This window comes from Tsukamurella sp. PLM1 (assembly GCF_023168325.1).
Lineage (GTDB): Bacteria > Actinomycetota > Actinomycetes > Mycobacteriales > Mycobacteriaceae > Tsukamurella.
Map to the genome: position 1 here is coordinate 2,917,027 of NZ_AP025688.1, position 22,871 is coordinate 2,939,897.

Here is a 22,871-nt window from a genome sequence, read left to right on the forward strand (position 1 = left end):
GTAGCGTGCAGTCATGCACGACGACCGGCGGCTGACCGAAGAGCGGCTCGACAGGTTCACCAACGGATTCCTCAACGGAGCGGTCCACTCGCGTCGCGCGCCGGTCACTGTCACGGCGTGGACGGTGCCGGGCGAGCCGGTGCCGTTCGCGGACGCTGTGACGCAGGAGTTCACGCCGATCGCCGCCGGCACGCCGTGGGGCGCGCCGTGGTCCGCCCTGTGGCTGCACGTGACCGGAACGCCGCCGGCCGACTGGGCGGGGCGCGACGGGGCGCTCGAACTGCTCGTGGAGCTCGGTTTCACCGGCGGCCCCGGGTTCAACGCCGAGGGCCTCGTGTACCGGGCGGACGGCACCGTCGTGAAAGGGATCTCGCCGTTCAACGCGTACGTGCCGCTGGCGCCCGACGAGCCGGTGGACCTGTACGTCGAGGCCGCCGCGAACCCCGACCTCGGCGGCGACTTCGTCTCCCCCACCCCGCTCGGCGACCGCGCCACCGCGGGCGACGGTCCGCTGTACCGGCTCGGGGCGATCGAACTCGCGCTGCGCGACGTGACGGTGTGGGAACTGCAGCAGGACGTCTGGACGCTGAACGGCCTGATGCACGAGCTCCCGTTCGACCTGCCGCGCCGGCACGACGTGCTGCGCGCCCTGGAGCGGATGCTGGACGTGGTGGACCCGCACGACGTGGCCGGGACGGCCGCTGCCGGCCGTCGGGCCCTGGCGCCCGCGCTGGCGGCGCCCGCGTACGCCTCGGCGCACCGGGTCACCGCGGTCGGCCACGCGCACATCGACTCCGCGTGGCTGTGGCCGGTGCGGGAGACGGCGCGCAAGTGCGCGCGGACGTTCGCGAACGTCGTCGACCTGATGGACCGGGATCCTTCGCTGATCTTCGCCTGCTCGTCGGCCCAGCAGTTCGCATGGGTGAAGGAGCGCTACCCGGATCTGTACGCCCGGATCCGGGAGTACGTCGCGGCAGGCCGGTTCGTGCCGGTGGGCGGCATGTGGGTGGAGGCCGATACCAACATGCCCGGCGGGGAGGCGATGGCGCGGCAGTTCGTGCGCGGCAAGGGATTCTTCCTGGACGAGTTCGGCATCGACACTCCGGAGGCCTGGCTGCCGGACTCCTTCGGGTACTCGGCCGCGATGCCGCAGATCGTCGCCGCGGCGGGCTCGGAATTCTTCCTGACGCAGAAGCTGTCGTGGAACCAGACCAACCGGATGCCGCACTCGACGTTCCTCTGGGAGGGCATCGACGGCACCGCGCTGTTCACGCACTTCCCGCCCGTCGACAAGTACAACTCGGACCTGTCCGGTGCGGATCTCGCCCGCGCGCAGAAGAACTACCGCGAGCAGGGCGCCGGAACGCGCTCGCTCGTCCCGTTCGGGTGGGGCGACGGTGGCGGTGGCCCCACCCGGGAGATGCTCGCGGCCGCCGCGCGCACGGCGTCCCTGGAGGGATCACCCACCGTCGAGATGGAGTCGCCCGCACGGTTCTTCGAGGCGGCGCGCGCGGAGTACGCGGCGCCGCCCCGATGGTCCGGTGAGCTGTACCTGGAGTTCCACCGCGGCACCTACACGTCGCAGGCGAACACCAAGCAGGGCAACCGGCGCAGCGAACACCTCCTGCGCGAGGCCGAGCTCTGGGCCGCGACCGCCGCCGTGCGCGTGGGCTTCGCATACCCCGACGCGGAACTGCAGGAGATCTGGGAGACGGTGCTGCTGCAGCAGTTCCACGACATCCTTCCGGGCAGCTCGATCGCCTGGGTGCATCAGGACGCCGAGCGGAACTACGCCGCGGTGGCCCGTCGGCTCGAGGCGATCATCGCCGCGGCGCTGCAGGCGCTCGCCGGAACCGAAGACGGCGGCACCGGACGCGGAGGCACCGGCAGCGACGCCACCGGAAGCGGAGGCACCGGAGACGGCGGCACCGGAGACGGAGGCACCGGAAGCGGAGGCGGCACCGTTCCCGCTGGTGCGCAAACCGGTTCGGCGGCGAGCACATCGCTGGTGTTCAACGCCGCGCCGCACGCCCGCGACGGTGTACCGGCCCTGGGGGCCGCGGTCGTCCCCCCGACCGAGCCGATCACTCCGCGGGCCGAGGGTCGCGATCTGGTGCTGGACAACGGCGTCGTCCGCGCGGTGATCGACGAGCGGGGACTGCTCATGTCTCTCGTCGACGCGGCCACCGGCAGGGAGGCCATGGCCGGCCCGGGCAATCTGCTGCAGTTGCACCGCGACATCCCGAACCACTGGGAGGCGTGGGACGTCGACTCGTTCTACCGCCGCGACGTGACCGACCTGCTCGAGGCGGATGCGGTGGCGACCGCCGGCGACGCGGTGGTGGTGCAGCGCTCGTTCGGCGATTCGTCGGTGACGCAGCACATCTCGCTTCGCGATGGCTCCCCCGCCCTGGACATCAAGCTCGATATCGACTGGTATGAGACCCAGAAGCTGCTCAAACTGGCGTTCCCGTTCGATGTGCAGGCGGACCGCAGCGCCTCGGAGACCCAGTTCGGCCACGTCTTCCGGCCGACCCACGCGAACACCTCCTGGGACGCCGCGAAGTTCGAGATCTGCGCGCACCGCTGGGTGCACGTGGGCGAGCCGGACTACGGCATCGCCGTGGCGAACGACTCCACCTACGGACACGACATCACGCGAGCCCCGGCGGATTCGGGCGACGCCGTCCCGGGCACCGTCGTGCGGCTGTCGCTGCTCCGCGCTCCGCGCTACCCCGACCCCCACACCGATCAGGGCCCACACCGGCTCGCCGTCTCGGTGCGGCCCGGCGCGACGATCGGCGACGCCGTCGAGGAGGGCTACCGCCGCAACCTCGCTCCGCGCGGGGTCCCCGGCTCGGCGGCGGTCGCACCGCTCGTCGCGGTCGATCACCCCGGCGTGATCGTGGAGGCGGTCAAACTGGCGGAGGACGGCAGCGGCGACGTGGTGGTGCGCCTGTACGAGTCGCGGGGCACGCGCGCGACCGCGACGGTCCGCGCCGACTTCCCGCACGGCTCCACGGTCCGCACGGACCTCCTGGAGCGCCCCGTCGCCGATGCGGAGCCCGACGGTGACGTCCGCCTCACCCTCCGCCCCTTCCAGCTGGTCACCCTCCGTTTCCGCCGCTGACCGGCCGGAAATTCGGTGGCACTCGAGGCGCACATGGGACATGCTGCCGCCGTGGACACCGTCGACGTGGTCAGAAGGGCGGAGGACCGTCGTACGACGGGGCCCTAGGCGGGGGCGAACCGAGCGCACGGACGACTGTGTCCTCGACGGCGCTGCGGGGCTCCGCCGCGGCTGCCTGATCGGCCTGCAGCGCAGCGACATTGCGCGCGCGGAGCCGTTCGCGCCGGGCGTGCTCGCGCTGCAGGCGGGTGCGCCCGCCGGGTCGGGGTGCATCCGGAATGAGGCGCCCGCCCGCCGAGACGACGGCCCCCGGCCCGGCGCCACTCGGCACGATCCATTGCACCCGAGCCAGGTCGGGGAACAACCGCAGCACGATCCCGCTGGGATCGACGATGTACCTCCGGTCGTCCGGCGAAGTCCACAGGATCCGCCCGTCCGGCAGGAGCGCATCGATCCATGCGCCCGCGGTCTTCAGTTGGTGGTGGGCCACGCACAACGGCTGCAGTTGGTCCGCCGTCGTCGCGCCACCGAGCCGCGGATCGCGATGGTCGTACTCGCGCCGATGATCGATCTGCGCGCGCGACGCCGGCCGGTTGCAGAACGGGAACACGCACCGCGGGAACACCAACCGTATGTACCGCAGCAGATCCGCCGACGGCCGATACCTCGCACTGCCCCGCGCCCGCACCAGAGCACGCGCACCTTCCGCGCCGGAACGGGCGCCAGAACCCGATGCGGCGCCCTCACTGCCGCTGGACGATCCGCCACCACCGGGTGTCACTTCGCCACCCGGATCTCGCCCACCTGGATCTCGACCACCGGGAACTCCACCACCACCGGGAGCTCCACCACCGGCGGGTGATCCGCCGTCCGGTGGGCCGTCGTTCGGTGGGCCGTCGTCCGAGACGCCTCCCCCGTCGGGTGGCACGTCATCGTCGCGCGGTCCGCCGCCGTCGGGAGATCCCCCGCCATCTGGGGCTTCACCACCACCCTCGGGCCAGGAATGCACCTCGAATCCGAGCACGATCTCCGCCCACTCCCATGCAAAATCGATCGTCCCGCGCACCGCGTCCACGCCGGGCGCGGCAGGAGTCGGTGATTCGGCAGAGCCGCCCCCAGAGGACGCACCACCTGCGGCCCCGGGCATCTCGGGTGGGTCATCGATGCGGGTGCCGAACGGGCGGATCCTCGCACCGTCGCGAGCGGCCAGTTCCCGCGCGTACTCCGCACTGATCGGGCCGTGCCCCACGAGGTAGGCCACCCCACCACCCGCAGCAGGATCCGCACCCGCGGTATCGGATTCGCTGCCAGCGGAAGGAGGCTCAGCGACCTCGGGACGGGCGACACCGGAATGGGCGAGATCGGGCTCGGCGAGGTCGCGCTCGTTCATCACCACGTGGATCATCGTGACGAACCGGGCGACGGCACCGTCGGCGTCCGGCTCCCCGTGGAACCGCGCCTGTCGGTACCGACAGTTCTCGAGGTCGCACTGGCACCCCAGAGTCGAGTACCCGCGGGCCAATTGCATCAACCCGTCCGCGCAGCGCTGCGACACCGTGCGCGGATCGGCGTCGCACACCGTGCCCGCGATGTCCTCCACGCGGGCCCGCAGTTCCAGACCGTGATGCGCCGGCAGCAACGCGAACGCCGCCGCCATCCCGTCCTCCTCCGGGCGGAACGTGACCCTACGATCCTCGACCGCCGCCTTTCGGCGCCGCTCCCAGGCCTCCGGATCGATTCCCCGCACCACCAGATCCGCGGCCTCTCGCAACGCGGGCAGCGACAGCACCTCGTACTCGGCGACGAGTTGCTCCGCCAACTGTCGATCGAACTCCCGGGCCTGCTCCGCTGTGAGCGCCTGCGCCCGACCCAGCGCCGCCTCCCCGCCTTGGGCGAGATCACCCCGGAGCCAATGAGCGCGAATACCTGCGGCACCCGCTCGACCAACCCGACCGCGACCTCGATCGCGTGCGACGCCGCTGTCGAACCAACCCGCAGAAGCGTGGAAACCTGCGCCTCCAACGCCTCGGACGCCGCCGACAGCCGGCGCCGTGCGGCCACCGCCTCCGCGTAATCACCAGGACCCGCCAGATACGCCGCCTCATCATCGGCGTACATCACCCGGTGCAGCGCGTACACGGTAGCAACCGTGCGACAGAACGCAGTATTCTCCGACCTCCGCTGTTCGAAGAGGATCTCCGCGATGGCCCGATCGTCTCGGCCAGCAGCATCGAGCCCCCCGGGAACCAAATCCCCAGGTAGATCGCGTAACGCCGCCGGAAGTGCCATGACTCAATGATACACCCGTTCGATAGAATGCACCACGTTTCGCTAGATACGTTCGAGAATGCGGCTCGGACCAGCGTGACCGTCTCGGACAGAATCGGAGAGTCGCGCCACCGTCGCACCCGCACTCGCCACGCCAGACGGTGACGTCCGCCTCACCATGCGCCCGTCTCAGCTGGTCACACCGCATTTTCCGCGCTGGCGTGCTCAGCGTCACCTCGATCGCCCCGCGACACGCTGATAGTTTGAAAGTTCATCACTATCACTAGTGTCCTTCGAATCAAGGAGGTCGAGATGCTCAGCGTGCTGGCATTGATCACTTTCGTCGTCTTCCTCGTCTGGCTGACGAACGACCGGAACGGCCAGGACTTCCGCGCCCGCGACGTCCGTCGCGCCGTCGCGGACCGGGACCGCCGTACCGATCCTCGGGGCGTGATCGTCTCCTGACGCGCATGCCCGTCGCGTGATCGTTCGCCGTCAGTTCAGCCCGCGTCGCTCCAGCAGCGGCGTGATGTCGGGGTCGGCGCCGCGGAAATCGCGGTAGGCCTGCGAGGCGTCCACGCTGCCGCCGCGGGACAGCACTGCCGCGCGCAGCTTCTCGCCGTTCTCGCGGGTCGGCCCGTCGTGGGCGGTGAACCAGGCCGCGGCGTCGGCGTCGAGCACCTCCGACCAGATGTAGCTGTAGTACCCCGCGCTGTACCCGCCCGAGAAGATGTGGTTGAAGAACGGCCCGCGGTACCGCGGCGGCACCCCGTCCACGTCGAGCCCGGCGTCGGCGAGCGCGGCGGCCTCGAAGGCCGCCACGTCGTCGACCACGGTGCCGGGCTCGATGGTGTGCCAGGCCAGGTCGATCACCGCGGCGCCCAGGTACTCGACGGTGCTGAATCCCTCACCGCGCGTTCCGGGCTCGAGCACCGACCGCCGCAACTCCGCGGGCAGCGGCTCCCCCGTTTCGTGGTGCCGCGCGTACCCGTCGAGGATCGTCGGCCACGCGGCGAACATCTCGTTGAACTGCGACGGGAACTCCACGAAATCGCGCGGCACGCTCGTACCCGAGAAGTACGGGTACGTCACGGCCGAGAGCAGCCCGTGCAGCGCATGCCCGAACTCGTGGAACACCGTGGTCACCTCGTCGCGCGTGAGCAGCGCCGGCCGACCCGCCGGCGGCTGAACGAAGTTGCACACGTTGATGATCACCGGCTGCGCGTCCAGCAGCCGGGACTGGTCCACGAAGCTGGTCATCCACGCCCCGCCGCGCTTGCTCGGCCGCGCGAAGTAGTCCCCCACGAACAGGCCGAGCGGCGCACCGTCGGGCCCCGCGACCTGCCACGCCCGCGCGGCGGGATGGTGCAGCACGAGGTCGGTGCGTTCGGTGAATTCGAGCCCGTACATGCGCCGCGCGGCCTCGAAGACGCCCTTCTCGACGACGGCGCCCAGCTCGAAGAACTCGCTCAGCGCGGGCCCGGCGGAGCCCTCACCGGTCTGTCCGCGCTGCTCGGCGATCCGCGCGTAGAACGGCCAATCCCAGGCCTCGATCGGGTGTCCCGCGATCTCCTCCAGCTCGGCTCGCTCGGCGGCGGCGTTGCGCGCGGCCGGCCCCGCGAGGTCGCGCAGCATCCCGAGGGCCGCCTCGGCGGTCCCGGCGGTCTGGTCCGCGATCTGGTACGCGGCGTGGTGCGGGTAGCCGAACAGCGCGGCGCGCTCCGCCCGGAGCCCCGCGATCCGGGCGATCAGCTCGCGCGTGTCGTTCTCGCCGCCCCGCGTGTTCCGGCCCGACGAGGCGTCGAACACCTTCCGGCGCGACTCCCGGTTCGTGAGCCGGGCGACGTTGGGCTGGTTCAGCGGATAGCCCAGCGCGAGCAGGTATCCGTCCCGGCCCGCCTGCTCGGCCGCCGCCCGCGCGGCCCCGACGGTGTCGGCGTCGAGGCCATCGAGTTCGGCCTCGGTCGCGAACTGCACGGCGGAGGCGTTGGTCTCCGCCAGTGTGCGCCGCGAGAACTCGGTCGTCAGCTCCGCCAGCTCGGTGTTGATCGCGCCCACCCGGGCCTGCGCGGCGTCGTCCAATCCCGCTCCGGCGCGGGTGAACCGGAGGTGGTACCGCTCCACCAGCCGCAGCTGCTCGGCGTCCAGCCCCAGGGCGTCGCGCCGGGAGTACAGATCGTCGATGCGCCCGAACAGCGCCCTGTCCATGTGGATGGCGTCGAAGTGGGCCGACCACTGCGGCGAGATCGCCGCCTGCGCGGCCTCGAGCTCGTCCGTACGGTCCGTCGAGGTCAGCGAGAAGAAGACCGATGCCACCCGGGAGAGTTCCCGGCCCGCGCGCTCCATCGCTTCGATGGTGTTCGTGAACGTGGCGGGCTCGGGATTCTCGGCGATCGCCGCGATCTCGGCGTGGTGCCGCGTGAACCCCTCGGCGAACGCCACCGGGAAGTCGGTCCCGGCGAACGTCGCGAAGTCCGGCAGCGCGAAGGGCAGGGTGCTGGGTGCGAGAACGGCGTCGACGGTCACGTCTTGAACCTACCCTGAGTTCACCCGGGCGATCCCCCACGAAATCCGAGTAGTTCCACGGATCCCATGTGCCGCGCGGTCGGCCATCGTGGAGACATGACCTCGTACGCACCACCGATCGCCCCTCACCGCCCCGCCGCTTCCGGCGCCCGGACGCGGAGCACCGCCTCGTGGGTGCTCGACATCATCGCCGGCTGCACGTTCTGGGCGGTTCTGTCCCTGCTCGGGATGTGCGCGGTGTACTTCAGCTTCTTCTTCGCGATGGCCGCGGACGGGTGCTACTCCGCGACGCGATGTCCGCACGAGGAGCTGATAGGCACAGGCATGGTCACCGTCTGGGGCGGTGTCGCGGCCGCGCTCCTGATCGCGCTCGTCGGGTCGCTCGTGAGTCTGGTCCGCCGGCGGTGCTTCTGGTACTGGCCGTTGCTCGGCATCCCGATCGTCGTCGTGGCCACCTGGATCGGTACGGAGCTCGCGAACCGCGGCGGCGGGCTCTCCTAGCTCCTCAGTCGGTCACGTGGATGCCGAGGTGCGCGGCGAAGACCTCCGCGAGGCCCACCACCTGCAGATGCGACATGGTGGCGCCCGCGACGCCTTCGAGCCCCGGATCCGGTCCACCTGCAGGCCGCGCAGATCCACGTGCTGCAGCTTCGCGCGGCTCACGTCCAGTTCGCCGGCGCGGCAGTCCTCGAACAACACCCGGGTGAGCGTCGCGTCCGCCGCGTCGATCCCGTCCAGAACGCACTCGCGGAACACCACGTCAGTCAGCGCCGCGCCGCGCAGGTTCACGAAACCCAGTCGCACACCGGTGAACACGACCGACCGCAGCTTCGAGTCCATCAGCTCGACCGCACCGATCCGCGCGTCGTCGACCTCCACCTGCCGGAAGGTGGCGCGGGAGGCGCGGAAGCCGGTGGCGAACAGACTCGAGATGCGGGTCTCGAGGAACGCCGACTCCGTGAACACGGCGTCGCGCACCTCCCACCCCGCGAGCTCGCACTCGCTGAAGGTGACGCCGCCGAGGTCGCGACCCTTCACCGTGGGATCGGAGAACCGCAGCCGGTCGTAGGTCTCCCCGGGCGTCAACTCGTCCGTCACGCCGTCCTCGAGAGCTGCGCTGCTGAACGCCGAGATCTTCGGTGCCACGGGGCCGGTCATCAGGACAGCACCCCCGCCACCGCGCGCAGCCGCTGCTCGGCGTCGGCCGCGATCGTCCGCACCACCTCGCCGGCGGGGCGGATCGAATCCACGAGCCCCGCCGCCTGGCCGGCGTAGACCACCCCGACGGAGGGATCGGCACCGTCGTACGCGCCGCTGATCTCCTCCTCCGACCCGGACGACGGGGCGACGCCGTCGCCGTCGTGCCACTGCGCGGTGAAGTCGTTGGTGAGCGCGCGCCCGAACCACCGTGTGGGCCAGGGTTGGTGGCGCGCCTTGTCGAAGACGTCGGTGTAGACGGTGTCGGCGCTGCCGGCCTCGAGCAGCACCTTGATCGCGTAGTCCGGGCCCACCGTCTCCGGCGACGCGAGCAGCGCCGTGCCGAGGAGCGCGCCGTGCGCGCCGGCGGCGAGCACCGCGGCCAGGCCGGCGCCGGTGCCGATCCCGCCGGCCGCGAGCACGGGCAGGTCGGTGGCGCGCACTACTTCCTGCAGCAGCGGCAGGGTCGCGATCCGCCCGGTGTGCCCGCCGGCCTCACCGCCCTGCGCGACCACCGCGTCGACCCCCGCGGCCTCGACCACCCGCAGGTCCTCGAGCGAATTGATCTGCGAGATGACCACTGCGCCGGCGTCCTTGGCGCGTGGGACGTACGGCGCGGGATCCCCGAAGGACAGCGAGATCAGCTTCGGCGAGTACGCGAGGACCGCGTCGAGGAGCGCGTCGTCCTGGTCCAGCGACCAGGTCATCAACCCGAACGCGAAGGGCGCCTCGGGTCCCGCGGCCGCGCGCACCAGCTCCGCCTGCTCCGCCAGCCAGGGCGGCGTGGCGTACCGCGCAGCGCCGATCATGCCCAGGCCACCCGCCGCGGTCACCTGTCCCGCGAGCTCACCCCCGGCGCGGCCGCCCATGGGGGCGCCGAGGATCGGCAGGTCGATGTTCAGGGTGCGCGTCAGCCAGGTGTTCCACACACCGACGAGGCTACGCCCGTGGCAGGATTCCGCATATGAGCCCCGCCCCGAAGGCCGACCCCGAGATCCGCCGCATCCGCGCGCTCCGCCTTCGCGCGCAGGGACTGGTGCCGGGCGTGCGGGATTGGCGTACCGCCGAAGACGCGGCGCGCGGCATGCTCGCGCTGCAGGCGCAGGACGCGGGCGCCGCGCGGTGGGCGCTGGCGTTGCGCGCGGCCGACCGCCCCACCGATGCCGCCGTGCTCGACGACCTCGCCGGGCGGCGCATCGCCCGCAATCGCCCCGCGCGTGGCACCCTGCAGATCACCGCCGCTGACGACCTGCACTGGCTCAGCGCCGCTCTCACCGACCGTTCGCGCGCCGAGGCCGCGAAGCGCCGCCCGCAACTCGGTCTCACCGATGCCGTGGTCGACGGTGCCGAGCGCGCGATCCGCGCCGAGCTCGCGGGTGGCAACACGCGTACGCGTTCCGAACTGGTCGACGCCTGCGCCGCCGCGGGCGTCGAGCTCGACAACGCACAGGCGGGCCACGTGCTCCGGCACCTCACCGAACTGATGGCGATCGTGTTCGCCGATCCGCGGACGAAGACGGATGTGTTCGCGCTCGCCGACGACTGGATCACGGACCGTCGGGATCCGGATCACGCTCTCGGCGAGGCTGTTTCACGCTTCGTCGCGGCGCGGGGCCCGGTCACGCGGCAGGACTTCGGCAAATGGGCGTACCTCCCGATGGGTGCCGTGGACACGGGGCTCGAGGCCGCGGCCGGCACCGTCGAACGGGTGACGCTGGCGGGCAAGAAGTTCCTGGTGACCCCGGGCACCGCCGACATCACGGATACGCAGGTCGACGAGGCGCTCGCCACCCCACTACTCCTGCCCGCGTTCGACGAGTACATCATCGGGTACGCCTCGCGCGCACCGCAGCTCGACGAGGCCTTCCTCGCCCGGATCGTGCCGGGGCGCAACGGCGTGTTCAAGCCGATGGTCGTCGTCGACGGCGAGATCGTCGGCGTGTGGAACCGCAGGACGACGGCGAAGGCAGTCACCGTCACCGTCGAGCCCTTCACCCGGATCACGAAGGCCGACGAGCGCCGCCTCGCGGGCCCGGCCCGCGACTACGGGCGGTTCCTGGGCCTGGAGGCGACGCTGGCCTGAGCGTGAGGTCGACGGTCACGAGCGCCGCGGCGTCCGCCACCCGACACGAACGGCCCCGGAGGGGTGAGCCTCCGGGGCCGCTCGGAACGCGCGCGGAACGGATCAGTTCCGCGCCGCCCAGCCGTTGTTGCCGGTGTTGATGTCGTACGTGCTCGTGGATGCCTGGATCCAGCTCGACCGGAACGCGCAGCCCCAACTCGGAACGGTGCGCTCGATCATGATGGAATCGCCCGGCGAGAGCGTGGAGCGGAACTCGCCACGGCCGCCGCCGAGGCCTCCCCATCCGACCCACACGTCGTGGGCGACGCCCGGGCCGTGGTTGGTGACCCAGCCGTGATCGGTGAGTGATGCGGTCTCCGCCCGACCCGGCAGCGGTCCGCCACAACTGACGTACCCGAACGCCTGCAGGTCGACGTACGGGGGCGCGGGATCCGCCGCCGCCGTACCGACAGTGAGCATCGACGCGACACCCGCGATCGCGAGTCCCAGCGCTCCCGCCGTCCTCTTCCTCATGGTTGATCTCCCCATCTTCCGCCGAACAATTGACCGGGCCGCCCAGCGACCACCGGCGTCGTGTGACGCAGGTCACATTGTCGCGCAGCAGCGGGAGAAATCCAACGATTCGGCATGCGCACGTGCTCAGAGTTACTGAAGGGGTTAATGATTCGCCTGAGACGCCGCTGGACACCCGCGACGCCCAGGACACCTCGCGGCGGGGAACTCACCCGCCGAAAGGCTACTTGCCCTTGGGCTTGTCCGCGGACGCGTCGGAGGAGAGAGCAGCGACGAAGGCCTCCTGCGGCACGTCGACCCGGCCGATGGTCTTCATGCGCTTCTTGCCCTCCTTCTGCTTCTCCAGCAGCTTGCGCTTACGGCTGATGTCGCCGCCGTAGCACTTCGCGAGCACGTCCTTGCGGATGGCGCGGATGTTCTCGCGGGCGATGATCTTGGAACCGATCGCGGCCTGCACCGGCACCTCGAACTGCTGACGCGGAATGAGCTCCTTGAGCTTGACCGTCATCTTGTTGCCGTAGGCCTGTGCACCGTCGCGGTGCACGATGGCGCTGAAGGCGTCGACGGCCTCGCCCTGCAGGAGGATGTCGACCTTGACCAGGTCCGACTGCTGCTCGCCGGCCTCCTCGTAGTCGAGCGAGGCGTAGCCGCGGGTGCGCGACTTGAGCGAGTCGAAGAAGTCGAAGATGATCTCCGCCATCGGCAGCGTGTAGCGCAGCTCGACGCGGCTCTCCGACAGGTAGTCCATGCCGCCGAGCTCGCCGCGGCGGGACTGGCACAGCTCCATGATCGTGCCCACGAACTCGCTCGGCGCGATGATCGTGGTCTTGGTGATCGGCTCGTAGGTCTCGCGCAGCTTGCCGTCCGGCCAGTCCGACGGGTTGGTGACGATCAGCTCCTTGCCGTCCTCGCCGACCACGCGGTAGACCACGTTCGGGGAGGTGGAGATGAGGTCGAGGCCGAACTCGCGCTGCAGCCGCTCGCGGGTGATCTCCATGTGCAGCAGGCCGAGGAACCCGCAGCGGAAGCCGAAGCCCAGCGCCACCGAGGTCTCGGGCTCGTAGGTGAGCGCTGCGTCGTTGAGCTGGAGCTTGTCCAGCGCCTCACGCAGCGCCGGGTAGTCCGAGCCGTCCACGGGGTACAGGCCGGAGTAGACCATCGGCCGCGGCTCCTGGTAACCGGTCAGCGCCTCCTCGGCACCGCCTCGCGCGGTGGTCACGGTGTCGCCGACCTTCGACTGCCGCACGTCCTTCACGCCCGTGATGAGATAGCCCACCTCGCCCACGCCGAGTCCCTTGGTGGCCTTCGGCTCCGGCGAGACGATGCCCACCTCGAGCAGCTCGTGGGTCGCTCCGGTCGACATCATCTTGATCTTCTCGCGCGGGATGATCCGGCCGTCGACCACGCGGATGTAGGTGACGACGCCGCGGTAGGTGTCGTAGACCGAATCGAAGATCATCGCCCGCGCCGGGGCGTCCGCGTCGCCCACGGGCGCGGGGACCCGCTCGATCACGCGGTCGAGCAATGCGCCGACGCCCTCGCCGGTCTTGCCGGATACACGCAGCACGTCGTCGGGCTCGCAGCCGATGATGTGCGCGATCTCCTCGGCGTACCGGTCCGGGTCGGCCGCCGGCAGGTCGATCTTGTTGAGGACCGGGATGATCTCCAGGTCCTTGTCCATCGCCAAGTACAGGTTGGCCAGGGTCTGCGCCTCGATGCCCTGCGCGGCGTCCACGAGGAGCACCGCACCCTCGCACGCCTCCAATGCGCGGGAGACCTCGTAGGTGAAATCCACGTGGCCGGGGGTGTCGATGAGGTGCAGGACGTACTGCTCCTCGGCACCGTCGAGTCCCGTGACCGTCCACGGCAGCCGGACGTTCTGCGCCTTGATGGTGATGCCGCGCTCGCGCTCGATGTCCATCCGGTCGAGGTACTGCGCCCGCATGGCCCGCTCCTCGACCACACCCGTGAGCTGCAGCATCCGGTCGGCCAGCGTCGACTTGCCGTGGTCGATGTGCGCGATGATGCAGAAGTTCCGGATCCGGGCAGGATCCGTGAAGGTGGTGTCGGCGAAACTGGGAATTTGACTCACTCCTCGGGCGGCTGGCCGGGTCCCCGGCACACGTCGTCCTCCAGTTTCTCATGCCGCCGGAAGCGGCCGCACCATGGTGAGCTGGTGGACCCGCGCGCCGCGGTGGCGCACGCCCGGCACCGTCGGGCTCGGGCCGTACGGGACGAACCCGCAGCGTTCGAAGAAGCGGATCGCCCGCGCGTTCTCGACCAGCGTCTGCAGGTGGCAACCGGCGCCGCCGAGCAAGCCGGTCCAGGCGTCCATGAGGCCGTAGGCCGCGCCCGTGCCCCGGGCCTCCGGTGCGACGTCGATATGCAGGTGGGCGGGCCAGCGGTCGTCCTTCAGTTCCCCGGACGCGGACGGTTCCCGCCGACACACCGTCGCGAGGTCCAGGGCGGCACGCCCGAGGAAGCGCGCCGTCGCCGGGCGCAGCAGCACCGCCGGGCGCCGGAGCGCCGCGACCAGGCGGTCGTCCTCGCTCGGCAGCGACGCCCCCGGCGGGCACCCCGTCAGGTACCCGACGAGCACCCCGTCGCGTTCGGCGACGAACAGCGAGTCCGGACAGTGCTCGATGTAGGGGTCCAGGTAGACGGCGCGTTCGGAGGCTGGGTGCCGCCACAGCTCTCCCGACGGTGAGCCCTCCCCGCCCGCACGAACAGGTCGCGCAGGGCATCCGCATCGGCGGCGCGGTAGCCGCGGATGACCGTCATCGCGCGCCGCCCGGGGAATGACCGACCTCGTCCGGTTTCACGCCCTCCACGGTAACGTCGAACGCCATGAGTGATTTCGCATCCTCAGAAACATCGACACCAGCAGACACGACACCGACACCGACGAGCTCCTTGAACCGCCGAGTCTTCCTCGCCGCCGCGGGCTCGGTCCTGGCGTTCGCTCTCTGGGCACTCGCCTCCCCCGCGACCGCGGAGAGCGTGATCAGCGGCGTGGTCGACTTCATCACCACCTGGTTCGGGTGGTGGTACTTCCTGCTCGCCACTGCGATCGTGGGCGTCGTCGTCTTCATCGGGCTGAGCCGCTACGGGCGGTACCGCCTGGGCCCCGAGGAGTCGCGCCCCGAGTACAGCCTGTTCACCTGGACCTCGATGTTGTTCGCCGCCGGCATCGGTATCGACCTGATGTTCTTCTCGGTCGCCGAGCCGGTGAGCCACTACCTCAACCCTCCCGTCGGCGAGGGCGGGAACAACGCGGCGGCGCGCGAGGCGGTCACCTGGACGGTGTTCCACTACGGCGTCACCGGCTGGGCGATGTACGCGCTCATGGGCGGCGCGCTGGCGTACTTCGCGTTCCGGCACAACCTGCCGCTCACCATCCGCGCGGCGCTCTACCCGATCCTCGGCAAGCGCGTGCACGGCCGGCTCGGCGACGCCGTCGACGTGGCCGCGGTTCTGGGCACCATCTTCGGCATCGCCACGTCTCTCGGGATCGGCATCGTGCAGCTCAACTACGGCCTGCACGAGCTGTTCGGCGTGCCGCAGGGCAAGGCCACGCAGATCGGCCTCATCGTGCTGTCCGTGATCGTCGCGACGATCTCCGCCACCTCCGGCGTCGACAAGGGCATCCGCCGGCTCAGCGAGCTCAACGTGATCCTGGCGATCGCGCTGCTCGTCTACATCCTGGTCGCGGGCCGTTCCGATTTCCTGCTCAACGGACTGGTCCAGAACACCGGCGACTACGTCTCGACCTTCCTCGACCGCACCATGGACACCTTCGCGTGGGGCCAGGTCAACCCCGAGACCGCGGGCAACGATCCATCGGGCTGGCTCGACGCGTGGACGCTGTTCTTCTGGGCCTGGTGGGTGGCGTGGGCGCCGTTCGTGGGCCTGTTCCTCGCGCGGATCTCGCGCGGACGCACGCTGCGCCAGTTCGTCTTCGGCGTGTTGGTGGTGCCGTTCAGCTTCATCCTCGTGTGGATCTCGGTGTTCGGGAACAGCGCGCTGGACGTCGCCCGCGACGACAAGCCCTTCGCGGAGGCCACCGCCTCGATGCCCGAGGTGGGCTTCTACTCGTTGCTCGAGCAGTACCCGGGGGCTCCCCTACTGCTGGCGATCGCGACCATCACCGGCCTGCTGTTCTACGTCACGAGCGCCGACTCCGGGTCCCTGGTGATGGGCAACTTCACCAGCAAGCTCGACGACCCGATGGCGGACTGCGCGCGGAGCACCCGCATCTTCTGGTCCTTCGCGATCGGGCTGCTCACCCTCGCCATGCTGTTCGCGGGCAACGAGGGCTCGATCGTCACGCTGCAGAAGGCGACCATCATCATGGGGCTGCCGTTCTCGTTCGTGCTGGCGCTCGTCGGCCTGTCGCTGCTGCGGGCCCTGCACACGGAGTCGTACAAGACCGACAGTTTCCGTGCGGCCCTGCCGAAGTCGCTCGCCGCGGGGCGCGGCACCGTGGACCCCGGAGCTGGCGGCGGCGCCTGCTGGCGACCATCAACTATCCGGGCCGGGCCGCGACCCTGCGTTTCCTGGAGAACACCGTCGCGCCCGCGATGCGCGACGTCGCCGCGGAGTTCGCCGCCGAGGGCGTGACCGCGACGATCGACGAATCGGGCCGCAGCGAATCGCTGCCGTCCCCGTCGCTCAAGGTGGATCTGGCCGGCGAACAGGACTTCGAGTACTGCGTGTGGCCGGTCTCCGCGCCCGCACCCAGCTACGCGATCCTCGCGCAGCGCTCCGACGACCGCTACTTCCGCTGCGAGGTCTACCTCGCCGAGGGATCGCAGGGATACACGCTGGGCGGCTACACCCGCGAGCAGATCATCGGCGACATCCTGGACCAGTACGAGCGCCACCTCGGCTACCTGCACCTGTGCCGATCGGCCACCGATCACTACACCGAACCGACCGAACCGCAATCGGATTCGGACCCCGAGAGCTCACCCGAACCCGAAGGGACACCCGCATGACCGAACCCACCCTGTTCATCGACGGAGCCTGGCGCCACAGCGCCGACGGCGGCACGCGGACCATCGTCTGCCCCGCCGACGGCACCGAGGTCGCGGTCGTCGACGAAGCCACCGCCACCGACACCGAGGCCGCGATCGCCGCGGCGCGGCGCGCCTTCGACACCGGCCCGTGGCCGCACACGCCCGCCGCCGAGCGCGGCGACCTGCTGCTGCGCGTCGCGGACGCGATCGACCGCCGCCGCGACGAGTTCGCCCGCGCCGAGACCCTCGACACCGGCAAGCGCCTGTACGAGTCCGAGCTCGACATGGCCGACATCGCGGCGTGCTTCCGCTATTTCGGCAAGCTCGCCGGACAGGAGTCCGGCCGGATCGTGGACGCCGGATCCCCCGACGTGGCCTCGCAGATCGTGTACGAGCCGGTCGGCGTGTGCGGCATGATCACGCCCTGGAACTACCCGCTGCTGCAGGCCGCATGGAAGGTCGCGCCCGCGCTGGCCGCGGGAGACACGTTCGTGCTCAAGCCCTCCGAGCTCACCCCGCACACCTCCATCCTGCTCATGCGGGTTCTGCAGGAGGTGGGCCTGCCCGACGGCGTCGCGAATCTCGTGCTCGGCGCCGGCGCGCAGGCGGGCGCTCCGCTCTCGACCCATCCCGATGTCGACCTCGTGTCGTTCACCGGCGGCCTCGTCACGGGCCGGCTGATCGCAGCGAACGCCGCGGGCACCGTCAAGAAGGTCGCGCTCGAGTTGGGCGGCAAGAACCCCAACGTGATCTTCGCGGACGCCTGCGCCACCCCGGAGGGCCTTGCGGCGGCGGTCGACAACGCGCTCAACGCCGCGTTCCTGCACTCGGGTCAGGTGTGCTCCGCCGGGGCGCGGCTGGTGGTCGAGGAGTCCGTGCACGACGCCTTCGTCGACGAGCTCGTGCGCCGCGCCGAGGGCATCCGCCAGGGACTCCCGTTCGCCGACGGCACCGAGACCGGACCGCTGATCTCCGCCGCGCACCGCGACAAGGTGCACGCCTACGTGGAGAAGGCCCGCGAGGACGGCGCGGTCGTCCGCACGGGCGGCGCCTTCGCGACGGGCGACCAGGGCTCGGGCTCGCTCGACGCCGGCTTCTTCTACCTCCCGACGGTGCTGGACCAGTGCGACCCGTCGATGGCCTGCGTGCACGACGAGGCCTTCGGGCCCACCGTCACCGTCGAGACTTTCACGACCGAGGACGAGGCCGTGGCCATCGCCAACGACACCGAGTACGGCCTCGCCGGCGCGGTCTGGTCGGCCGACGGCGGCCGCGCCAAGCGGGTGGCGCGCCGGCTGCGGCACGGCACCGTCTGGATCAACGACTTCGGTCCGTACCTCCCCCAAGCAGAGTGGGGTGGCTTCGGCGCCTCGGGCATCGGGCGCGAGCTCGGGCCCACCGGCCTCGGCGAGTACCTCGAGGCCAAGCACGTCTACGAGAACCTGCGGCCGTCCGTCACCGGATGGTTCGCCGAGCGGAAGGACGCGTAAGTGACCTCTGACGACGCACGGAACGACGAGACCTTCGACTACGTGGTGGTGGGCGCCGGTTCGGCTGGGGCCGCCGTCGCCGCCCGCCTGTCCGAGGATCCGACGGTGACGGTCTGCCTGCTGGAGGCCGGACCGTCGGACGTGGGCGACGAGGCGATCCTGCAGCTGGACCGGTGGATGGAGCTGCTGGAATCGGGCTACGACTGGGACTACCCGATCGAGCCCCAGGAGAACGGCAACTCCTTCATGCGGCACGCGCGCGCGAAGGTGTTGGGCGGCTGCAGTTCTCACAACAGCTGCATCGCGTTCTGGGCGCCGCGCGAGGACCTCGACGCCTGGGAGCGGGACCACGGCGCCGCCGGCTGGGGCGCCGATTCGGTGTACCGGCTGTACCCGACGATCGAGACCAACGACGCCCCCGGCGACCACCACGGACGGTCCGGCCCGGTGCACATCATGTCGGTGCCGCCGAAGGATCCGTGCGGCGTTGCCCTGCTGGATGCGTGTGAGGCCGTGGGTATTCCGCGCACGGCGTACAACACGGGCGAGACGGTGGTCAACGGCGCCGGCTTCTTCCAGATCAACCGCAAGGCCGACGGTACGCGCTCGTCCTCGTCGGTCAGTTATCTGCACCCGATCCTGGACCGGGAGAACCTCACGATCCGAACCGGCGCGTGGGCGAAGAGGATCGCCTTCGACACCTCGGGCGATCAGCCCCGCGCGGTGGGCGTGGACATCACCGACAACGCGTTCGGGCGGACCACGCGGATCGTGGCGAACCGCGAGGTGATCGTCAGCGCCGGCGCGATCGACTCGCCGAAGTTGCTGATGCTCTCGGGGATCGGCCCCGCCGATCACCTGCGCGAGACCGGCGTCGACGTGCTCGTCGACTCCCCCGGCGTGGGCGCGCACCTGCAAGACCATCCCGAGGGCGTGATCGGCTTCGAGACCTCGCGGCCGATGGTGCGGGAGTCGACGCAGTGGTGGGAGATCGGGATCTTCACCCCCACCGAGTACGGCCTCGACCGGCCGGACCTGATGATGCACTACGGCAGCGTCCCGTTCGACATGCACACGCTGCGCCAGGGCTACCCGACGGCGGAGAACACCTTCTGCCTGACGCCGAACGTCACCCACGCGCGCTCACGCGGCACCGTCCGGCTGCGGTCGCGGGATTTCCGGGACAAGCCCAAGGTGGACCCGCGGTACTTCACCGACCCCGAGGGGCACGACATGAAGGTGATGATCGCGGGTATCCGGAAGGCGCGCGAGATCGCCGAGGCCGGGCCGCTCAAGGACTGGATCGAGCGGGAACTCTACCCGGGCCCGGGCGCGCAGACCGACGCCGAGCTCGCGGACTACATCCGCCGCACCCACAACACCGTCTACCACCCGGTGGGCACTGTGCGGATGGGCGCGCCCGACGACCCGATGTCGCCGCTGGATCCCGAGCTCCGGGTCAAGGGCACCGCGGGCCTGCGGGTCGCGGACGCCTCGGTGTTCCCGGAGCACACCACGGTGAACCCGAACATCACGGTGATGCTGGTCGGCGAGCGGTGCGCGGAGCTGGTAGCGGCGAGCCGCTGATCGCGGTAGCGGCGCGCCGCTGACTGCCGCCGCTACGGGAGCAGGCGGGCCGGGAGGCCGAAGGCCTCGAACCGGTCCGCCTGGTCCAGGCACGTGGTCACGCGGGTGACGCGGGCACCGTCGGACTCGACGACGACGAGGGCGAACGGGCGCATCCCGCCCTCGTCGCCGGGCGCGTACTGCCCGAAGGCCGGTGTGCCGTTCGCCGTCGTCGGGACGAGGCGGTGGCCGACGCAGGCGTCGCCCGAGCCGAACAGCGCCGCGTAGTCGGCGACACCCCGCAGCCAGAAGGCGACGGGCGGCATGGAGAAGACCACGTCCTCCGCGAGGAGGGCCGCCGGCCCGCGACGTCGTGCCGATCGAAGGCGCGGACGAAGCCGTCGAGCAGCCGGGCGTCCACCTCGCGGGCCGGAACGTCCGACGGTGCCGTCCCCGCCGCAGCGAGCACCCTTCTGGCCCGCTGCAGCGACGAGTGCGCCGCGGCCGCGCTGATCCCGAGGATCTCGGCGGTCTCGGCGGCGCTGTGCCGGTAGACGTCGCGCAGGACGAGCACCGCGCGCTGCGCCGGTGTGAGGTGCTGCAGCGCCGCGACGAAGGCCATCCGGATGGACTCGTGCCGCTCCGCCGCCGCCGCGGGGTCGCCGCCGGCGTCCGGCAGGGGCGTCACCCAACTGCCGGGCCGCAGCTCGGTGAACGCCTGGTCGCCCACGCCGTTCCGCTCCGAGAGGTCCGTGGGGAGGGCCCGGCGCGGGGCGGCGCGCAGCAGGTCGATGCAGTACCGGGACGCGATCGCGTACGCCCAGGTGCGGATACCGGCGCGCGTCGGGTCGTAGGTGTCCCGCGTGCGCCAGAGCCGCAGCAGCACCTCCTGCGCCGCGTCCTCCGCCGCGGCGCCGTCGCCGATCATTCGGTAGCAGTAGCGGACCAGTTCGGGGCGCAACTCGGCGAGGACCGCCTCGTCGAGTACGGTCCCGCCGGTCACCGCCCCGCCGACCTCCGCCACGCCCGCGATCATCCCACGGCGGTGCGGGCCGGAACCGGGTGTCGGCCGGTCGCGATCAAGACGATGGTGAGCGTGGACAGCGCGACGTCCCGCGGACCGTCGCCCAGAACCAGGTCCGAATCGTCCGCCGTCAGCCGCAGGCCGGTGAGGTCGACGCCGAAGAACGCGAGGCCCTCGGGACCCGACCCGGCCACCGTCGCGGCGAGGACCTCCGGCGCGGGGCCGGGCAGGCCGAGCGGGATCGTGATGTCGAGGCCGTGGATCACCTCGTGGGCCAGCGCTCCCTGCGTGGCCCGGGCCCGGGCGTCCACCGGCTCGCGACCCGGCCTTTCTGGATCGCCAGCAACTCGGCGTCCGAGAACCGCGCGACGTCGGCACGGGCGGTGCGGTCGACGGCCACGTTCACGTCGCCGTCGGCGTCCGCGACGGCCGCGAGGAACTCGTCGAAGGTCTGGGTATCGGTCATGTTCAGGTGGGCGACCACCTCGCGGACGCGCCAGCCGGCGCACAGCGAGTCTGCGTCCCACTGGTCGGGGGCGAGGCCGTCCAGGATTGCAGCCATCCGGGTGCGCTCGGCGACGGTGGCGGTGTACAGATCGGTGTCGGTGCGGATGGTCATGGCGGGTCTCCTGTGCTCGGAATCAGTCGTCACAGGGACATACGAATGGGGTCGCCGGAATTCGTCGCGGGCGCCCGTCGAGCGCCCGGGCCTATCCTGGAGGGCATGGCGAACGATTTCACCCGCTTCGCGGCCGTCGCGGCCAAGCTCGCGCGCGAGCACGGTCCGCGGCTGGCGTCGCAGGTCGTGAACAGCCCCGGTCCGCGCCGGGAGGGACGCGATCACCCAGGTGGTGTCCCAGACGGTCAACCAGGCCCTGGGCCTGGAGGCACCGTCGGAGCCCAAGGAGTTCACGCCCGGCCGGCCGGTGACCCGCACCTCCACCGCGACCGCGCTGATGGCGCGGGGCGTGATCTACGCCCCGCAGCTCGACGGCCGCGCTGACCCGGGCGAGGTCGTGTGGACCTGGGTGGAGTTCGAGGAGACGACGGGGCCGAACGCCGGCGACGGCAAGGACCGGCCCGTCCTGGTCGTGGGCCGGTCCGGGGACGACGTGCTCCTCGGACTGATGCTCTCGAGCCAGGACAAGCACATGGGCGACCCCGAGTGGGTCGGCATCGGATCCGGCCCGTGGGATGAGGACCGTCGCCCGTCGTGGGTCCGCCTGGACCGGGTGCTCGACGTTCCCGAGGACGGCATCCGGCGCGAAGGGGCGGTCCTGGACCGCCGCCGGTTCGAGTCCGTCGCGCAGCGGTTGCGCGACGATTACGGCTGGACCTGAATCACCCCAGGACCTCGACGACCTTCTCCGCGGTGGCCTGGCGGAGCCCGGGTTCTGGCCGGTGACGAGGTTGCCGTCGGCGACCGCGTAGGAGACGAACGGGAGCCTGGCCTTCTCGTAGCGTGCTCCCCGCTTCTTCATCTCGTCCTCCGCGTTGTACGGGACCAGTTTGTCGACCCTGGCGAGGACCTCCTCCTGCCACGCGAATCCGGTGACCTTCCGCCCCGCGACGAGGTGTTCGCCGTTCGACAGCGTGATGTCGAGTAGCCCGCAATAGCCGTGGCAGACCGAGGAGACGACGCCGCCGCGCTCGAAGATCTCGCGGCTGATCCGCTGCAGGCCCGCGCTGCCCGGGAAGTCGTACATCACGGCGTGGCCGCCCGTGAAGAAGATCGCGTCGAACTCCGCGGAGTCGATCTCGTCCGGGCTCTTCGTGTTCTCCAGAAGTGCCATCCGCGCCGGGTCCGCGCGCCACGCCTTGGCCGTCTTGTCGTAATTCGGGAACTTCAGCGACCGCGGCTCGAGCGGCACCGCGCCACCCCGTGGGCTCACGAGCGTCTGCTCGAAACCGGCCTCCTCGAAGACGTGCCACGCGTGTGTGAGCTCGGAGAGCCACAGCCCGGTCTTGTGCGACGGGTCGTCGTAGTGGCCGACGTTGGTGACGACGTTGAGGATGCGCTTGGTCATCGGTCTTCTCCTGGGGTGGGCGACCCACG

General features: G+C 70.9%; 16 protein-coding genes and 3 pseudogenes. 8 read left to right on the forward strand and 11 right to left on the reverse strand.

Annotated features, from left to right (window positions below; genetic code table 11):
• Nucleotides 1–13: 13 nt before the first annotated feature.
• Nucleotides 14–3,130: a glycoside hydrolase family 38 C-terminal domain-containing protein gene (locus tag MTP03_RS15020; RefSeq protein WP_248488942.1), complete on the forward strand. Its 3,117-nt coding sequence runs from the start codon at nt 14–16 to the stop codon at nt 3,128–3,130.
• Nucleotides 3,131–3,200: 70 nt separating this feature from the next.
• On the opposite strand, the gene MTP03_RS15025 is transcribed toward MTP03_RS15020, so the two are convergent.
• Nucleotides 3,201–4,949, reverse strand: a complete 1,749-nt coding sequence (locus MTP03_RS15025; RefSeq protein WP_248488943.1) for an HNH endonuclease signature motif containing protein — start codon at nt 4,947–4,949, stop codon at nt 3,201–3,203.
• 761 nt (nt 4,950–5,710) lie between these two features.
• Here MTP03_RS15025 and MTP03_RS15030 point away from each other — a divergent pair.
• Nucleotides 5,711–5,863 (forward strand): hypothetical protein, encoded by a 153-nt coding sequence (locus tag MTP03_RS15030; protein ID WP_248488944.1) that lies wholly within the window; start codon nt 5,711–5,713, stop codon nt 5,861–5,863.
• A 30-nt stretch (nt 5,864–5,893) separates the two neighbouring features.
• Here MTP03_RS15030 and MTP03_RS15035 read toward each other — a convergent pair whose 3' ends face one another.
• Entirely contained in the window at nt 5,894–7,924 is a 2,031-nt protein-coding gene (locus MTP03_RS15035; protein ID WP_248488945.1) for a M3 family metallopeptidase, read from the reverse strand.
• A 96-nt stretch (nt 7,925–8,020) separates the two neighbouring features.
• On the opposite strand from MTP03_RS15035, the gene MTP03_RS15040 reads away from it, so the two are divergent.
• A complete protein-coding gene (locus tag MTP03_RS15040) occupies nt 8,021–8,425 on the forward strand; it encodes a hypothetical protein (protein WP_248488946.1) in 405 nt (134 codons plus the stop codon).
• Nucleotides 8,426–8,437: 12 nt separating this feature from the next.
• On the opposite strand, the gene MTP03_RS15045 is transcribed toward MTP03_RS15040, so the two are convergent.
• Both MTP03_RS15045 and MTP03_RS15050 read right to left on the reverse strand, forming a co-directional pair.
• A complete protein-coding gene (locus MTP03_RS15045; protein ID WP_248488947.1) occupies nt 8,438–9,082 on the reverse strand; it encodes a pentapeptide repeat-containing protein in 645 nt (214 codons plus the stop codon).
• The gene (locus MTP03_RS15050) at nt 9,082–9,990 is read right to left on the reverse strand and encodes an NAD(P)H-dependent flavin oxidoreductase (RefSeq protein ID WP_371820978.1); all 909 of its coding nucleotides are present in this window, start codon (nt 9,988–9,990) and stop codon (nt 9,082–9,084) included. The genes MTP03_RS15045 and MTP03_RS15050 overlap by 1 nt, the downstream gene beginning before the upstream one ends.
• A gap of 95 nt (nt 9,991–10,085) precedes the next feature.
• On the opposite strand from MTP03_RS15050, the gene MTP03_RS15055 reads away from it, so the two are divergent.
• A complete protein-coding gene (locus MTP03_RS15055) occupies nt 10,086–11,204 on the forward strand; it encodes a winged helix DNA-binding domain-containing protein (protein WP_248488949.1) in 1,119 nt (372 codons plus the stop codon).
• Between the two features lie 102 nt (nt 11,205–11,306).
• Here MTP03_RS15055 and MTP03_RS15060 read toward each other — a convergent pair whose 3' ends face one another.
• From MTP03_RS15060 to MTP03_RS15070, 3 genes are all read right to left on the reverse strand, one after another.
• Nucleotides 11,307–11,717 carry a hypothetical protein gene (locus MTP03_RS15060; protein ID WP_248488950.1) on the reverse strand — a complete coding sequence of 137 codons (411 nt, stop codon included), beginning with the start codon at nt 11,715–11,717 and terminating at the stop codon, nt 11,307–11,309.
• A gap of 223 nt (nt 11,718–11,940) precedes the next feature.
• A complete protein-coding gene (lepA, locus tag MTP03_RS15065) occupies nt 11,941–13,809 on the reverse strand; it encodes a translation elongation factor 4 (RefSeq protein ID WP_248488951.1) in 1,869 nt (622 codons plus the stop codon).
• 48 nt (nt 13,810–13,857) lie between these two features.
• Nucleotides 13,858–14,517, reverse strand: coding sequence for a GNAT family N-acetyltransferase (locus MTP03_RS15070; RefSeq protein WP_371820979.1), 660 nt, complete (start codon nt 14,515–14,517; stop codon nt 13,858–13,860).
• Between the two features lie 47 nt (nt 14,518–14,564).
• On the opposite strand from MTP03_RS15070, the pseudogene betT reads away from it, so the two are divergent.
• From betT to MTP03_RS15085, 3 genes and pseudogenes are all read left to right on the forward strand, one after another.
• Nucleotides 14,565–16,714 (forward strand): annotated as a pseudogene (betT, locus tag MTP03_RS15075) (choline BCCT transporter BetT).
• Nucleotides 16,711–18,225 (forward strand): aldehyde dehydrogenase family protein, encoded by a 1,515-nt coding sequence (locus tag MTP03_RS15080; protein WP_248488952.1) that lies wholly within the window; start codon nt 16,711–16,713, stop codon nt 18,223–18,225. The pseudogene betT and the gene MTP03_RS15080 overlap by 4 nt, the downstream one beginning before the upstream one ends.
• Nucleotides 18,226–19,812: a GMC family oxidoreductase gene (locus MTP03_RS15085; protein ID WP_248488953.1), complete on the forward strand. Its 1,587-nt coding sequence runs from the start codon at nt 18,226–18,228 to the stop codon at nt 19,810–19,812. It abuts the gene before it with no gap.
• A gap of 97 nt (nt 19,813–19,909) precedes the next feature.
• Here MTP03_RS15085 and MTP03_RS15090 read toward each other — a convergent pair whose 3' ends face one another.
• Genes MTP03_RS15090 through MTP03_RS15100 form a run of 3 tightly spaced genes read right to left on the reverse strand, consistent with a single transcriptional unit; the run spans nt 19,910 to nt 21,434 of the window.
• The gene (locus MTP03_RS15090; RefSeq protein ID WP_248488954.1) at nt 19,910–20,815 is read right to left on the reverse strand and encodes a sigma-70 family RNA polymerase sigma factor; all 906 of its coding nucleotides are present in this window, start codon (nt 20,813–20,815) and stop codon (nt 19,910–19,912) included.
• 8 nt (nt 20,816–20,823) lie between these two features.
• Nucleotides 20,824–21,081, reverse strand: a complete 258-nt coding sequence (locus MTP03_RS15095) for a hypothetical protein (RefSeq protein ID WP_248488955.1) — start codon at nt 21,079–21,081, stop codon at nt 20,824–20,826.
• Entirely contained in the window at nt 21,078–21,434 is a 357-nt protein-coding gene (locus MTP03_RS15100; protein WP_248488956.1) for a maleylpyruvate isomerase N-terminal domain-containing protein, read from the reverse strand. The genes MTP03_RS15095 and MTP03_RS15100 overlap by 4 nt, the downstream gene beginning before the upstream one ends.
• A gap of 93 nt (nt 21,435–21,527) precedes the next feature.
• On the opposite strand from MTP03_RS15100, the pseudogene MTP03_RS15105 reads away from it, so the two are divergent.
• A pseudogene (locus MTP03_RS15105) lies at nt 21,528–22,155 on the forward strand (type II toxin-antitoxin system PemK/MazF family toxin).
• A gap of 1 nt (nt 22,156) precedes the next feature.
• Here the strand turns inward: MTP03_RS15105 and MTP03_RS15110 are convergent.
• A pseudogene (locus tag MTP03_RS15110) lies at nt 22,157–22,842 on the reverse strand (type 1 glutamine amidotransferase domain-containing protein).
• Between the last annotated feature and the right edge of the window lie 29 nt (nt 22,843–22,871).